The following is a 16,229-nucleotide window of genomic DNA, read 5'->3' on the forward strand; positions in this document are numbered from 1 at the left end:
GTGCTACTTGCTGGTAGGCGCGGAATAACACTTTTGACACGATGCGACAGAAAGCCCCTAACCTTTCTCGCCGCTGAAAGCAGCGGCCGCAGAATCTTCTGGGATTTGGGAAAGCGAGTGTTATAGCGAAACATTTTCCCAGATACACTTGAATCCGCTTCAAAACTGCTTCAATTTTTCTCAACAGAAAGAATAGGAATTTGCTTGTAGCCACCATTCACACTTCACTGCTGTGATTACTCGATCAATCCCTCTTCATTCTCTCTGATAACGGCTTTTAATACCTCTTTGGTAGACACCTGTCCTGGCTCGCTGCCTTTAAAATGGCTAATACGCTGAAAAATATCGCAGGCCGCGCTATGTATCCCTGTGGGAATACCTTTATAACCGAGCGTATTGGCTATCTCCTGCATTTCTGGACTGAAACGGAGTTGCCCGCTCAATCTTCTCCCCCGCCTCCTTTACCACATCAGGTCTTTCTTCCTGCCAATGCTCAAGTAACTGGTCATAAACACCATAAGCTTCGGCGGCAGACATCACTGATAACATCAAAGCAGTGAAAGCCTTAGAGTGACCTGAATGGCACATTTTGAATGCTGAAGCCTGACCTATCTGCTCGCCAATCACCTTAACTGACAAGTTACCTCCATGAAGAATATTCGCCAATAAATCGGCAGCTGGCCCAGAGAGGTAAAGTTTAGTTCGGTCTTTTTTCCATGCGGGGGGACCAACGATACCGCCATCTACAAAATTAATATCTGTTTTTGAAAACAGCTCTTCGATGATAAGCGCTGTTTCAGGAGCAATCGCATTTGCGTCTAAATAGATACCCGTGAAGCCCTCTTCTGCAACTTTATAGGCAGTTTCAACGGCGAACTGCGGTGGACAAACAGCAATAATTATCGAGCAGCGCTGACAGAGCTCCCCTATATCAGATAGGGCCGTGATGCCATATTTCTCCGCCCTATGTCGGGTTGCATCACTGCGATTATCCTCGCACCAGTAAACTTCATTTCCAGCAAGCTTTGCGCTAACGGCAACACTGATTCCCATTTCACCAGGGTGAAGAATACCAATGCGGGATTTCATATGATCTCTCTATCTCAGTAGTAGAAGGTCTGCATGATGGTGCCACCCATATATGCGAAAGAAAAGACCTCAAGGAATAGCCATACGCATTTACCTAATTAGGGAGTGTTTTTGAAACCCATTCAACCGTCCTCTTAAACTTATAGGCGATGGTTAATGCTTGTTTTTAAAGGCCACGAAGGAATTTAACCATTCTATTTTCACCCCCTCTCAATCAAGATAGCCTTTGAGCACTGCTTTCCGGTAAAATCTGCTCATTAATTTGTCACAGATAAGAGATGGTCACTGCATGGCTCAGTACGTTTATTCAATGAACCGCGTTGGCAAGATTGTTCCGCCAAAGCGTGAAATTCTGAAAGATATCTCTCTTTCCTTTTTCCCAGGTGCGAAAATCGGTGTCTTGGGTCTGAACGGCGCAGGTAAATCCACCCTGCTGAAAATCATGGCGGGTCTTGATACCGACATAATCGGTGAGGCTCGTCCAATGCCGGGTATCAATGTGGGTTATCTGCCACAGGAGCCTGAACTGGATGAGAGCAAAACCGTTCGTGAAATCGTTGAAGAATCCGTTGCGGACGTAAAAGAAGCATTGGATGGCCTCGAAGCGGTATACGCTGCTTACGCTGAACCGGATGCTGATTTCGATGAGCTGGCGAAAAAGCAGGCTGAGTTTGAGAATCTAATTCAGGCCAAAGATGGCCACAATTTGGAAACAGCTCTGGAGCGTGCCGCTGACGCTATGCGCTTGCCAGCATGGGATGCAGAAGTTAAACACCTGTCTGGTGGTGAGCGCCGCCGTGTAGCTCTGTGCCGCCTGCTTCTGGATAAACCAGACATGCTGCTGCTGGACGAACCAACCAACCACCTGGATGCCGAATCCGTAGCCTGGATTGAGCGTTTCCTACAGGAATACCCAGGCACAGTTGTGGCGATCACCCATGACCGGTACTTCCTTGATAACGCTGCAGGCTGGATTCTGGAACTAGACCGTGGCCGCGGCATTCCATACGAAGGCAACTATTCTTCATGGCTAGAGCAGAAAGAAGCCCGTCTGGAACAAGAAGCGAAACAGGAAGCAGCTCACCGTAAATCTGTCGCTGCAGAGCTGGAATGGGTTCGTCAAGGCTCAAAAGGTCGCCAGTCTAAGTCTAAGGCTCGTCTGAAACAGTTTGAGGAGATGAACTCTAAAGAGTTCCAGTCCCGAAACGAGACTCAGGAAATTTATATTCCACCTGGACCACGTCTGGGCGACAAAGTTATCGACGCTGTAAACATCTCCAAAGCGTACGGCGACAAAGTACTGTTCGAGAACCTGAGCTTCTCTATTCCACAGGGGGCGATTGTTGGCATCATCGGTGGTAACGGTGCGGGTAAATCCACACTGTTCCGCATGATTGCTGGTGAAGAGCAGCCAGATTCTGGTGAGATCGAGATCGGTTCTACCGTTGAGCTAGCATACGTTAACCAGTCTCGTGACCTGAACGGCGACAAGACCGTTTTCGAAGAAATCTCTGACGGCCAGGATATTATCACTGTAGGTAACTACCAGACTCCATCACGTTCTTACTGTGGCCGTTTCAACTTTAAAGGTGGCGACCAGCAGAAGTTTGTTAAAGATCTGTCCGGTGGTGAGCGTAACCGCCTACACATGGCGAAGCTTCTGAAAGAGGGCGGAAACGTTCTGCTATTGGACGAACCAACCAACGACCTGGATATTGAAACACTACGAGCACTGGAAGAAGCCCTACTGGCATTCCCTGGTTGCGCAGTAGTTATCTCGCATGACCGTTGGTTCCTCGACCGTATCTGTACTCACATGTTGGCATACGAAGGCGACTCACATGTGGAGTTCTTCGAGGGTAACTACACCGAGTTCCAGGCAGATTACAAACGCCGTCACGGCAAAGAACATCAGCCAGAGCGTATCAAGTACAAGCGCATGACTGATCTGGGTTAATAATTAACCCTTTAGAAACAAAAAAACCGAGGCGAACGCCTCGGTTTTTTTATTAATTCGTATCTGCTCAACAAAAAGTTAAGCTGCCAGCGAAACCTGATCGCGCCCACGGTCTTTGGCTACATAAAGCGCATCGTCGGCACGCTGCAAAAGAGTATCAAGTGTATCCTCTGAGCTCAGAGTAGCCACGCCTATACTCGTTGTATAACTTGTTTTCTCCCCACCAGGCGTTTTAACTTTTTCATCATGACAAGCGCTTCGAATTGCTTCTGCCACTTCAGAAGCTTCTTGAGTGTCCATTCCTGGTAAAACCATCAGAAACTCCTCACCACCATAACGACAGGCAAGGTCTGCTTTCTTACGCGTATGTTTTCGCATCACTTTTGAGAAGGACTTCAAAACGATATCACCCGCAGCATGACCGTAGGTATCATTAAAGCTTTTGAATTTATCCAGATCAAACAGCAAGACACTCAAAGGCTGAGACCTCTCACGACTTTGTGTCATATCACCGGATAATTGCTCCATCGCCTGACGCCTATTGGATAGCCCTGTCAGAGGATCACGTGTCGCTTGACGATACAAACCCAATAACATATTCAGCTGATTAACTGCCGCCCAACCTGCGATCAAACCCAGCACACCAAGCAACCAAAGATTATTAATCCCATCAACAGTTCCCAAAGTACCGCGAAAGCTCTGGGTAACAAGCTCAATAACCAATAAGCCAACGGTATATACAACAGCCTCAACAATCGACAACGGAAAAATTGCCATCATGGAGATGATCATGAAAGGGAAAAAGTGGTAACCCGCCACATTGGATTCATGGCCATGAGCAAGCAAAAGGGAGCTGGAAACGGTCTGAAAGGCAGAAAGCACTATGACCAGAGCAGCCAAGCGTATATAAGAAACTTTTAGGCTGTAGCGCTTCATACTCCAAAAGGCCAGAACCAGACACGCGGCGGCGGCGACTGCTCTGACTATAGAGATCGATTGCAGCATATCTTCAGGTAATAGAAGATAATCCACCAATAACCATGCTGGCTGAATCAGAGCCAAAAGAATTGTGATAATCCGTATCCGACGAAAAAGGTAGTGGCTACGAGTCTGATTAAAGTACCTAGAATGTCTTCTACCACTGGAAACATCCAGAAGTGTCTCTACTAACATCTGCTCATTCATCCTTAATTTGTTTTTATTATTGAGTGCAGATCATACAGCTCAGTGGGACTACCATCGTTGATCCAGAACAGTGAAACAGAAAACCAACCACTGAGTCGGTAACAGCACACCATAATATTAATATAAAATCAGGGTATTGAACTGTTCCATTTCGCCTTAGGTCTATACTAAGATGGAGAAGTGACCATAAAACAGCGGAAATAAGACTGTGACGACAACTGAAACCGAACGCCGACGTTTTACCCGCGTTACCTTTGATGCCACTACTGAATTAGAGCATGAAGGTAGCAACTGGGAAGTAAAGCTGGTTGATATATCTTTCAATGGCATCCTGGTTAAAAGCGAGCAGGCACTGGCACTGAGCAAAGGGGATGAGGTTCAGGCCACGATCCATCTTCTAGGTAATGACATTACGATCAAAACACCAGCAACCCTTGCTCATACAAACGAACTGGTATACGGCTTCCTGATTGAAAACCTGGATCTGGATTCTCTAACCCAATTACGCCGTTTAATTGAGCTCAATCTAGGTGATGAAGCACTTCTTGAACGGGAAATGGATCACCTGTTTCACGGCTAAGTTTTTATGACTAAAGCGCTTCCAGCGCTTCAGATAGCTTCGTTACCGGCACAATCTGCATTCCGGGCAATGATTCTTTAGGCACATTGCCCTTTGGCACTATCGCCCTCTTAAAACCATGCTTTGCCGCTTCACGAATTCTCTCCTGCCCATTTGGCACAGGACGGATCTCTCCAGACAAACCCACCTCACCAAATACCATAAGATCATGTGGCAAGGTCTGATCCCTAAAACTAGAGACAACAGCCAAAAGCAAGGCCAGATCCGCACTTGTCTCCAGAACTTTCACTCCACCAACCACATTCACAAACACATCCTGATCACCAGTCATCAAACCACCATGACGATGAAGAACAGCCAATAGCATCGACAGGCGATTCTGTTCCAGACCCACAGCGACCCGTCGAGGGTTGTTCATATGCGATTGATCAACCAGTGCCTGAATCTCAACCAGCAGCGGGCGAGTACCTTCCCAAACCACCATCACTACACTACCCGGGCTTGGTCCTTCTTCACGACTCAGAAAGATCGAACTAGGGTTTTTAACCTCTTTCAGCCCCTGCTCAAGCATGGCAAAAACACCCAGTTCATTTACAGCACCAAAACGGTTTTTATGGGAACGTAGAGTACGGAAACGAGAATCTGAAGAACCTTCCAACTGCAAGGAGCAATCGATCATATGCTCGAGTACTTTTGGCCCAGCTAGCGAACCATCTTTTGTTACATGCCCGACCAGAAAAAGTACCGTGCCCGTCTGTTTTGCATAACGAGTTAGATAAGCGGCAGACTCACGGACCTGAGCAACGGACCCTGGCGCTGATTGCACATCAGCCATATGCATTACTTGTATGGAATCTATCACCATCACCTTGGGCTGGATCTGCTGAGCCGTATTACAAATCGTTTCGACATTGGTTTCCGAAAGCATCTTCAACTGCCCTGTTGGCAGACCGAGACGGTTCGCCCGCATCGCAACTTGCTGTAGAGATTCCTCACCTGTTACATACAGAGCAGGCATCTGTTCTGCCAGAAAACACATAGTCTGTAGTAACAAGGTACTTTTACCCGCCCCCGGATGGCCGCCAATCAATACAGCAGAGCCGGGAACCAGGCCTCCACCCAACACCCGGTCCAACTCTCCCGCACCTGCGGAGAAACGAGGCATCTCTTCGACAGCCACTTCAGACAAACTAACAACCGCCTGCTTTCCGGCTGCGCCAGCATAACCATCAAAACGCACATTACGGCTTTCCTGAGCTGCGGTTTTAGCGGAAGCCAAACGCACCTCCGTCAGAGTATTCCATGCCTGACAGGAGGTACACTGCCCCTGCCATTTGGTGTAATCCGCGCCACAATCATTACAGACATATGCGGTTTTCTGACGTGCCATCTATATCTCCAAAGCAATCGTTATTAATGCTGATTCTACCCAAGGCTCTGCTTATAACCTATAGATCTTTTTTTATTTTATGATTGCACTACAATCGAGCTCTTACATAAAAACAAGTACTCACTTGCGCATCAAAGGAGATGTTCATGAAACTGGAAACCATTGCCGTTCACGGTGGCTATTCACCTGACCCTACCACCAAAGCCGTTGCGGTTCCGATCTATCAAACGACATCTTATGCTTTTGATGATGCGCAGCATGGTGCAGATCTTTTTGACCTGAAGGTCGAGGGTAATATTTACACCCGCATTATGAACCCGACGACTGACGTGCTTGAAAAACGTCTAGCTGAGATGGAAGGTGGTATAGCAGCCCTTGCAGTTGCTTCAGGTATGGCTGCGATTACTTACGCCATCCAAACGATCGCACGGACTGGAGATAATATTATCTCTACCAGCGAGCTTTATGGCGGTACTTACAACCTGTTTGCTCATACTCTTCCACATCAGGGCATTGATGTACGCTTTGCCAATAAAGATGACATGACAGATATTGAGAGCAAGATCGATGCAAACACTAAAGCGCTTTACTGTGAATCAGTAGGCAACCCATCTGGCGGCATCGCAGACATTGAGAAGCTGGCGGATGTTGCTCATCGCAATGGCATCCCACTGATTGTGGATAACACCGTACCAAGCCCAGCAATGTGGCGCCCAATCGAACACGGTGCAGACATTGTTGTTCACTCAGTCACGAAATACATTGGCGGTCACGGTAACTCTATTGGTGGCGTAGTAGTTGATTCCGGTAAGTTCCCATGGGCGGATAATGCAGAACGTTTCCCTCTACTTAACACTCCAGATGCTTCTTACCACGGCGTAGTCTATACCGAAGCGCTAGGTCCAGCTGCATTTATTGGCCGCTGCCGTGTCGTTCCTCTACGTAACACAGGTGCTGCGCTCTCTCCAATGAACGCATTTATGATCTTGCAGGGCTTGGAAACTCTGGCACTGCGTATGGAACGCATCAACGAAAACAGCCAGAAAATAGCTTCCTACCTAGAACAGCACGATCAGGTAAGCTGGGTTAAATATGCAGGTCTGGAAAGCCATAAAGATTACGAGCTGGCACAGAAATACCTGAACGGACAAGCTTCCGGCATTATCAGCTTTGGCCTGAAATCCGGGCGTGCAGCAACAGCACCGTTCTATGATGCACTGCAGATCTTTACTCGTCTGGTTAACATCGGTGACTGTAAATCTCTGGCTGCTATTCCGGCAGAAACGACTCATCGCCAGTTAAATGATGAAGAACTTGCATCTGCAGGTGTATCACCTGAGATGGTTCGACTTTCAGTGGGTATCGAACACGCTGATGATTTGATTGCAGATCTGGAGCAGGCTCTGGCTGCTATCTGATAAATACCGAAATAAAAAAGGCCGCTAATGCGGCCTTTTTTATATTCCTATCTTATTCAAAGATAGATTTAACCTTATCCCAAAGGGTTCGCGCATCATGCTGGCTCTTATCAGATGCCTGAGCAAGCTCACGCAACTTACCCATCTTATCCATTGCTAACTGATACTGCTGCTCGACCTCTTCAGCACCCGAAGCGTTGAATTCAAGGTCATTTACCAAGCCATCACTCAACCCATAGATCCAACCATGAACAGTCAGCTCCTGACCATTAGCCCACGCCTGCTGCACAATGGTTGTTTCACAAAGGTTAACCGCCTGTTCAATAACATTCAATTCACATAAACGGTCCAGCTGCTGGTGAGAATGATCCCAAGTGGAAAGAAAATCGCGGTGTTTCTGGTAAACCCTGCGGATATTACGCAGCCAGTTATCGATCAAGCCATGAGGTTGCTCTTCAATTGATGCTGCAACACCACCACAACCGTAGTGGCCCACAACCATCACATGTTTAACCTTTAGCACTTCAACTGCATACTGGACTACAGAAAGGCAGTTCATATCCGTATGTACAACGACGTTCGCCACATTTCGGTGGACGAATAGTTCACCTGGAAGCATGCCTACAATTTCATTGGCAGGTACACGGCTGTCAGAACAACCGATCCAGAGATACTCCGGCGCTTGCTGCTGCGCTAATGTTTCGAAAAACTCAGGATCTTCCTGATTAATTTTTTCCGCCCATTCGCGGTTCTTTTCAAGTAAATCGGTTAGTTTTTCCATCGCTATTTCTTATATCAAAAGCGGGCACATGTGCCCGCTATAGAATTCTCAGAAGGGTTACCCTTTAGACAAGGCGGCCTTTCTGGAAGCAGCATACTCTTCTTCCGTGATGAGATTTTTTTCTCTTAAGCTCTTTAACTCCTTGAGCCGCTCTTCCAGATTCTTTGTTTGTTCAGCTAGTTGTTCCTCGCTGCATTCCTTATCGCGGCGCAAATTATCGATACGACTTAGACGAGCCCCCGCAGCGTTGAGCGCTGATTCATAGTTACTGTTTTTTGCAATTAAGTTGAACGGAAACCATAAAATCCCATCCAGCAAATCTTTACCAGTAACATCATTTTTGTCCTGATTCACCGCATTGATAATCGCCTGAACCCGAACCTGCTCAGAAGTCAGCTGCTGACAAGTCATTGAATCGTCAGACGCATTATAGGCAGTCACAACTTCATGATTGGCACTACCAGCACAACCGCTCAACACAACTGCTGCCGTAGTTAAAAGAACTACTTTTTTTAACATTTTATCTTCCTTGATCTGAAGAATTATTTAACGGGGGAACTAAATTCCCATAACTATTAATTAAGAATGATACTTAGCGCTGAGCTCATGCACCGCATCAACAAAGGCTTTAGGCTGTGCTGGGTCGACAAACTGGTGAATACCATGCCCCAGATTAAACACATGACCTGAACCATTACCAAAGCGACTCAGAATAAAATCAACTTCCTGCTCGATACGATTTGCTGGCGCATACAGAACACTTGGATCCATATTACCCTGCAGAGCAACCTTATCACCCACGCGAGCACGGGCATTGCCAATATCAGTTGTCCAGTCCAGACCCAGTGCATCAGAACCTGCTTCAGCCATTGACTCCAGCCACTGGCCACCATTTTTAGTGAACAGGATCACTGGTACTTTACGACCATCATGTTCGCGAATCAGACCATCTACGATCTGCTTCATATATTTCAGAGAGAACTCTTCGTAACACGGACCACTCAGAGCGCCACCCCAAGTATCAAATACCTGCACCGCCTGAGCACCACTACGAATCTGTTCGTTCAAATATTCCGTTACAGACTGTGCAAGTTTATTCAGCAGCTCGTGCATGATTTCTGGAGTTGCGTACATCATCTGCTTGATGTGTCGGAAATCTTTGCTGGAACCACCTTCAACCATGTAGGTTGCTAGTGTCCATGGGCTACCAGAGAAACCGATCAGAGGAACACGTCCGTTCAGCTCACGACGGATCTCTTTAACCGCATTCATCACGTAATCAAGGTCAGTCGCCGCATCAGGTACAGGTAGGTCAGCGACATCTTTCTCTGTACGGATGATTTTCTTGAAACGCGGACCTTCACCCGTTTCGAAGTAAAGACCCAGACCCATTGCATCAGGGATAGTCAGAATGTCAGAAAACAATATCGCAGCATCCAGATCGTATCGTTCCAGTGGCTGAATCGTTACTTCACATGCCAGTTCTTTGTTTTTGCACAGGCTGATAAAGTCACCTGCCTTGGCACGAGTTTCACGATATTCTGGTAGATAGCGTCCAGCCTGGCGCATCATCCATACTGGTGTCGCATCAACGGGTTCGCGAAGCAAAGCTCGCAAGAAACGATCATTTTTCAATTCAGCCATCTGTTTCTATCACTTAGTATCTATAAATTTAATCTGGACGCTATTCTAACGATTTCTGAGCAGAAATACCTGCTTCTTTAGATCGTAAAAAAGGCCGCTGTAAGCGGCCTTTTTCGATCTATAGGATCACACTTCAAGGTAGTCGAGAATACCTTCTGCCGCCTTACGGCCTTCAGCAATAGCTGTTACTACCAGATCTGAACCTCTCACCATGTCACCACCAGCGAAAACTTTCTCGTTGGTCGTCTGGAATGGGAAAGAAGATTGTTCAGGTGCTTTAACACGACCATCTTCGTGAAGATCAATACCAAAGTCAGCAAACCATGGTGCTGGGCTTGGACGGAAACCAAATGCAACAAGAACCACATCCGTTTCCAGCACTTCCTCAGAACCTGGAACTACCTCAGCACGACGGCGACCATTTTCATCAGGCTCACCCATTTGCGTGCTAACTACTTTGATACCAGTAACTTTACCGTTTTCACCAACAACCTCTACAGGCTGGCGGTTAAACTGGAATTGAACACCCTCTTCACGAGCGTTCTCAACTTCCTTCTTGGAACCCGGCATGTTGGCTTCATCACGACGATAAGCACAGATAACTGACTCTGCACCTTGACGGATAGAAGTACGGTTACAGTCCATCGCAGTGTCACCACCACCCAGAACTACAACTTTCTTACCCTTCATGTCGATGAAACCGTTCTCATCCTGTTCGAAGCCAAGGCAGTTATTCACATTGGAGATCAGGAATGGCAACGCATCATGAACACCTTCCAGATCCTCACCAGGGAAACCACCTTTCATGTAGGTATAAGTACCCATACCCAGGAAGACTGCATCATATTCGTCAATCAGATCCTGCATCTGGATATCTTTACCAACTTCAGTATTAAGACGGAACTCAACACCCATTTCAGTAAAGATTTCACGACGACGGGACATTACGTCTTTTTCCAGTTTAAATTCTGGAATACCAAACGTTAGCAAACCGCCAATCTCAGGATTACGATCAAATACTACTGGTTTTACGCCATTTCGTACTAAAACGTCTGCGGCTGCAATTCCCGCCGGGCCTGCTCCAATTACCGCTACGCGTTTATCAGTCTGAGGCACCTGAGACATATCAGGTTTCCAGCCCATTGCGAAAGCCGTATCAGTAATGTACTTCTCAACAGAACCAATGGTTACTGCACCAAAGCCATCATTCAATGTACATGCGCCTTCACACAGACGATCCTGTGGACAAACTCGACCGCATACTTCTGGCAGAGAGTTAGTCTGATGACTCAACTCTACCGCTTCCAAAATATTTCCTTCAGAAACCAGCTTCAGCCAGTTCGGAATATGGTTATGTACCGGACATTTCCAAGAGCAGTACGGGTTGCCACACTCTAGACAACGATGAGACTGCTCTGACGCATCATCTTTCGCAAACGGCTCATAGATCTCACCAAAGCCCTGCTTACGTTCGTCTGCATCAATTTTCTGTGGCCCTTCGCGGCCCACATCGAGGAACTGAAAATCGTTATTTAAACGGTCAGTCATGGTCCTCACCTCTTCATGGCAGCTGTCAGTAACACAAACAGCTGCGGATTATTCTTCATCTGCTTAGATCAGACCCGCTCTTATTCAGGGCGGGTACGCATGTTTGCCAACAGGTCACCTAGGCTGGCAGCTTTTGGTTTAACCAACCAGAACTTGCCGATGTAATCATCAAGATTGTCGATGATCTCCTGACCCCAGGCACTACCTGTCTCTTTAGTGAACTCAATGATCACAGAACGCAGATGATTTTTATAAGCTTCCATATTTTCAGTGTGGACACGCTGAATCTCTACCAGCTCATGGTTGTACTTATCCACAAAGCTGTTATCCAGATCCAGTACGTAGGCGAAACCACCTGTCATACCCGCACCGAAGTTATAACCCGTTGCACCCAGTACCGTTACCAGACCACCTGTCATGTATTCACAACAGTGATCACCCGCACCTTCAACAACCGCATGTACGCCGGAGTTACGTACACCAAAACGCTCACCCGCCTGGCCTGCTGCGAAAAGCTTACCGCCAGTCGCACCATACAGACACGTGTTACCCATGATGGAAGTTTCATTGGACTTGAATGTCACTTCATCAAATGGGCGGATAACGATCTTACCGCCGGCCATACCTTTACCAACGTAGTCATTGGCATCACCTTCAAGGTAAAGATTCTGACCACCAGCGTTCCAAACGCCGAAGGACTGACCCGCGTGGCCTTTAAACTTAAAGGTTACCGGCTGATCACTCATACCCAGGTTGCCATGCTGCTTAGCAATAGCACCTGAAGTACGTGCACCTACAGAACGGTCACAGTTAGTGATAACCAGCTCGTATTCACCGCCAGTCTTATCTGCGATAGCCTGCTCAGCCAGCGCCAGCATCTGAGTATTCAGTTCAGCCAGATCGTATGGTTCGTTACGCTCTACCTGACAAGTATTCGGGAACTCATCACCTGCAGAAGTCAGAATTGGAGACAGATCCAGATTCTTCTGACGTGGTGTTTCCCCATCTAGAATCTCCAGCAGATCAACACGACCTACCAGCTCTTCCATAGTACGAACACCCAGCTGAGCCATGATCTGACGAGTTTCTTCTGCCACAAAGCGGAAGAAGTTCTTAACCATCTCAACCGTACCGCGGAAGTGTTCTTCACGCAGTTTATCGTTCTGAGTTGCAACACCGGTCGCACAGTTATTCAGGTGACAAATACGTAGGTACTTACAACCCAACGCAACCATCGGCATAGTACCGAAACCGAAGCTTTCCGCACCCAGAATGGCGCCTTTGATTACATCCAGACCCGTTTTCAGACCACCGTCTGTCTGCAGACGTACAGAACCACGCAGTTGGTTACCACGCAGAGACTGATGCGCATCAGCCAGACCCAGCTCCCAAGGAGAACCTGCATAGTGGATAGAGGTCATTGGAGATGCCGCAGTACCGCCGTCATAACCTGAAATAGTGATCAGATCTGCATATGCCTTGGCAACACCACAGGCGATTGTGCCTACACCTGGACGAGATACCAGTTTCACCGATACCAGTGCTTCAGGGTTTACCTGTTTCAGGTCAAAGATCAGCTGAGCCAAGTCTTCGATAGAGTAGATATCGTGATGCGGCGGAGGTGAAATCAGAGTCACACCTGGCACAGAGTAGCGCAGACGTGCGATCAAACTGTTTACCTTACCACCTGGCAGCTGACCACCTTCACCCGGCTTAGCACCCTGAGCTACTTTGATCTGCATAACTTCTGCGTTGGACAGATACTGAGGTGTCACACCGAAACGGCCGGAAGCAACCTGCTTAATCTTAGAGCGCTTCATCGTGCCGTGACGAGCTTCGTCTTCACCACCCTCACCAGAGTTAGAGCGGCCACCCAGTTCGTTCATCGCTACCGCTAGCGCTTCATGAGCTTCTGGGGACAGTGCTCCCAGAGACATCGCAGCAGAGTCGAAACGTGGGAAAATATTTTCTACTGGTTCAACGTCATCAATGGAGATCGATTTAACGTCCTTACGCAGCCCCAACATATCACGCAGAGTTGCATAACCACGGTTGTTAACCAGATCAGCATAACGCTGGTAAGCGTCCTGACTGCCTGTCTCAACCGCTTCATGAATAGTGCGAACCACATCCGGGTTATAAGCATGGTATTCACCGTCATGCTTATACTTCAGCAGACCACCTGCCTGAATTGGCTTACGCGCAGTCCAAGCTTCTTTAGCCAGCAGGCCCTGCTCAAACTGGAAGTCTTCAAAGCGAGCACCTTCAATTCGGCTGGTAACACCTTTGAAGCACAGGTCAACGATTTCAGAACTCAGACCAATAGCTTCAAACAGCTGCGCACCACGGTAAGAGGCGATTGTGGAGATACCCATCTTAGACAAGATCTTCATCAGGCCTTTGTTGATGCCTTTGCGATAGTTCTCATGTGACTGAAGCGGGTCCACTTGAACCTCACCTGCAGCACAAAGATCATTCAGCACACGGTATGCAAGATACGGGAATACAGCCGTCGCACCGAAGCCAAACAAAACAGCAAAGTGATGCGGATCACGTACAGTGCCACTCTCTACAATAATGTTTGCGTCGCAACGCAGACCTTTATCGATAAGGCGATGGTGAACAGCACCTGTTGCCAGAGCGGCATGCACAGGTAGGGAACCGCGAGACAGATAAGCATCTGTCAGAATCAGGATTACCTTACCATCGCGAACACTCTGTTCCGCCTGATCTGCAATACCCTCAATCGCTGCTTGCAGCGACTGTTTTTCAGGATTGTAGTTCAGGTCGATCTGAGCAACTTCAAAACCCTCTTCTTTGTTATCACGAAGACGGTTGAATTTACTCGCAGACAGTACCGGCGTAGTCAGAATTACACGACGAGCATGCTGTGGTGTTTCTTCAAATACGTTCTGCTCTGAACCAATACAGGTTTCAAGAGACATTACAATCGCCTCACGCAGAGGATCGATTGGTGGGTTGGTTACCTGAGCGAACTGTTGACGGAAGTAGTCATACAGTGAGCGTACACGGTGTGACAGTACAGCCATCGGCTTGTCATCACCCATAGAACCGATTGCTTCCATACCGGATTCACCCAGTGGACGCAGGATCTGGTCACGCTCTTCAAAGGTAACCTGGAACATTTTCATGTGAGTCTTAACTTCATCCGCGGACATCTCCGGGAATGAACGTGACTCTTCTTCCAGATTCATTGTCTGTTCAAGGCGTAGAGCATTCTCTTTTAGCCATTTTTTGTATGGCTGAGCAGCTTTAAGACGGTTATCTACATCTTGAGTATGTAGAACATCACCAGTTTCAGTATCAATTGCCAGAATCTGACCTGGCCCAACTCGACCCTGAGCCACAATATCTTCTGGCTGATAGCTGAATACGCCGATTTCTGATGCAGTACAGATATAACCCTGCTTGGTCATTACCCAACGTGATGGACGTAAACCATTTCGGTCAAGCATACATACAGCGAAACGACCATCGGTCATTACCATACCTGCCGGACCATCCCAAGGCTCCATATGCATAGAGTTGTAGTCATAGAATGCACGTAGGTCTGCATCCATAGTTTCTACATTCTGCCATGCCGGAGGAACGATCATGCGTACCGCACGATAGATATCTACACCACCAACCAGCAGGAATTCCAGCATGTTATCCATACTGGAGGAATCTGAACCTGTAGTGTTAACGATTGGCTGCAGGTCATCCAAATTAGGCAGCAGATCTGTAGAGAATTTACCCGCACGAGCCTTAGCCCAGTTACGGTTACCTTCTACAGTATTGATCTCACCATTGTGAGCCAAGAAGCGGAAAGGCTGGGCCAGAGGCCAGCGTGGCGCTGTATTTGTAGAGAAACGCTGGTGATAAGTACAAACCGCCGTTTCCAGACGCGAGTCTGCCAGATCTTTAAAGAATACCGGCAGATCGACCGGCATCGTCAGACCTTTATAGGAGATGACTTTGTCGGAGAAACTACAGATATAGAAATCTTCATCTGCAGACATCGCAATTTCAGCCTTACGGCGCGCCACAAACAGGCTTACCGCCAGCTCACGTTCGCTTTTACCTTCAGCCTTGATAAATACCTGCTCAATTAAAGGCAGCGTATCTTTCGCGATAGGTCCCAGACAGGATTCATCCGTTGGCACAACTCGCCAACCAGCCACACCCAAGCCTTCCGCTGTAATAGCAGCATTAACTGCCTCTCGTGCAGCTTCTGTCTTAGCAGCATCACGCGGTAGGAAAATCATACCTACTGCGTAGTGCTCACCCAATTCTACTCCCAACTCTTCCTGCGCAACTGTACGCATGAAGCTGTCAGGCTTCTGCATCAACAGGCCACACCCGTCACCAGTTTTGCCGTCAGCAGCAATACCACCACGGTGTGTCATACACGCCAGTGCTTCAATCGCCTTTTCCAGCAGATCGTGACTAGCCTGACCCTGCATGTGTGCCATAAGGCCAAAGCCACAGTTATCTTTAAACTCACCGGGGCGATAAAGACCTTTGCTCATAAGCCATTCCCACTTAAAAATACTTAAAAATCAATATCTTGAAAACTCTTTCTGCTGCAATATATGCGCCACTCAGCAAAAAGGGACAGCCATTCTACACGTGAT

The 16,229-nt window shown here is 47.6% G+C and carries 11 protein-coding genes; 3 read left to right on the forward strand and 8 right to left on the reverse strand.

The genetic code is table 11. The annotated features are described in order from the left end of the window. Nucleotides 1–381: 381 nt before the first annotated feature. Nucleotides 382–1,089: an NAD(P)-binding domain-containing protein gene (locus tag GY843_RS12190; protein WP_297309984.1), complete on the reverse strand. Its 708-nt coding sequence runs from the start codon at nucleotides 1,087–1,089 to the stop codon at nucleotides 382–384. Between the two features lie 289 nt (nucleotides 1,090–1,378). On the opposite strand from GY843_RS12190, the gene ettA reads away from it, so the two are divergent. Continuing rightward, the gene (gene ettA, locus GY843_RS12195) at nucleotides 1,379–3,046 is read left to right on the forward strand and encodes an energy-dependent translational throttle protein EttA (RefSeq protein WP_297309986.1); all 1,668 of its coding nucleotides are present in this window, start codon (nucleotides 1,379–1,381) and stop codon (nucleotides 3,044–3,046) included. A gap of 78 nt (nucleotides 3,047–3,124) precedes the next feature. On the opposite strand, the gene GY843_RS12200 is transcribed toward ettA, so the two are convergent. Continuing rightward, nucleotides 3,125–4,219: a GGDEF domain-containing protein gene (locus GY843_RS12200; RefSeq protein ID WP_297309988.1), complete on the reverse strand. Its 1,095-nt coding sequence runs from the start codon at nucleotides 4,217–4,219 to the stop codon at nucleotides 3,125–3,127. Between the two features lie 220 nt (nucleotides 4,220–4,439). Between GY843_RS12200 and GY843_RS12205 the strand changes: the two genes are divergently transcribed. Beyond that, nucleotides 4,440–4,811: a PilZ domain-containing protein gene (locus tag GY843_RS12205; protein ID WP_297309990.1), complete on the forward strand. Its 372-nt coding sequence runs from the start codon at nucleotides 4,440–4,442 to the stop codon at nucleotides 4,809–4,811. A 10-nt stretch (nucleotides 4,812–4,821) separates the two neighbouring features. On the opposite strand, the gene radA is transcribed toward GY843_RS12205, so the two are convergent. Further along, nucleotides 4,822–6,201 carry a DNA repair protein RadA gene (radA, locus tag GY843_RS12210; protein WP_297309992.1) on the reverse strand — a complete coding sequence of 460 codons (1,380 nt, stop codon included), beginning with the start codon at nucleotides 6,199–6,201 and terminating at the stop codon, nucleotides 4,822–4,824. A gap of 146 nt (nucleotides 6,202–6,347) precedes the next feature. Here radA and GY843_RS12215 point away from each other — a divergent pair, with 146 nt between their 5' ends. Beyond that, entirely contained in the window at nucleotides 6,348–7,619 is a 1,272-nt protein-coding gene (locus GY843_RS12215; protein ID WP_297309998.1) for an aminotransferase class I/II-fold pyridoxal phosphate-dependent enzyme, read from the forward strand. A gap of 52 nt (nucleotides 7,620–7,671) precedes the next feature. Here GY843_RS12215 and can read toward each other — a convergent pair whose 3' ends face one another. The 5 genes from can to gltB all read right to left on the reverse strand — a co-directional run bounded on the left by can (nucleotide 7,672) and on the right by gltB (nucleotide 16,124). Beyond that, nucleotides 7,672–8,400 (reverse strand): carbonate dehydratase, encoded by a 729-nt coding sequence (gene can / locus GY843_RS12220; protein ID WP_297310000.1) that lies wholly within the window; start codon nucleotides 8,398–8,400, stop codon nucleotides 7,672–7,674. 57 nt (nucleotides 8,401–8,457) lie between these two features. Then, nucleotides 8,458–8,919 (reverse strand): SHOCT domain-containing protein, encoded by a 462-nt coding sequence (locus tag GY843_RS12225; RefSeq protein ID WP_297310002.1) that lies wholly within the window; start codon nucleotides 8,917–8,919, stop codon nucleotides 8,458–8,460. A gap of 60 nt (nucleotides 8,920–8,979) precedes the next feature. After that, entirely contained in the window at nucleotides 8,980–10,044 is a 1,065-nt protein-coding gene (gene hemE, locus GY843_RS12230) for a uroporphyrinogen decarboxylase (RefSeq protein ID WP_297310004.1), read from the reverse strand. A gap of 126 nt (nucleotides 10,045–10,170) precedes the next feature. Further along, nucleotides 10,171–11,592, reverse strand: a complete 1,422-nt coding sequence (locus tag GY843_RS12235) for an FAD-dependent oxidoreductase (RefSeq protein WP_297310006.1) — start codon at nucleotides 11,590–11,592, stop codon at nucleotides 10,171–10,173. A gap of 80 nt (nucleotides 11,593–11,672) precedes the next feature. Then, the gene (gene gltB / locus GY843_RS12240; RefSeq protein ID WP_297310008.1) at nucleotides 11,673–16,124 is read right to left on the reverse strand and encodes a glutamate synthase large subunit; all 4,452 of its coding nucleotides are present in this window, start codon (nucleotides 16,122–16,124) and stop codon (nucleotides 11,673–11,675) included. Nucleotides 16,125–16,229: the final 105 nt, after the last annotated feature.

The organism is Neptuniibacter sp. (genome assembly GCF_024231755.1).
Classification (GTDB): domain Bacteria; phylum Pseudomonadota; class Gammaproteobacteria; order Pseudomonadales; family Balneatricaceae; genus Neptuniibacter.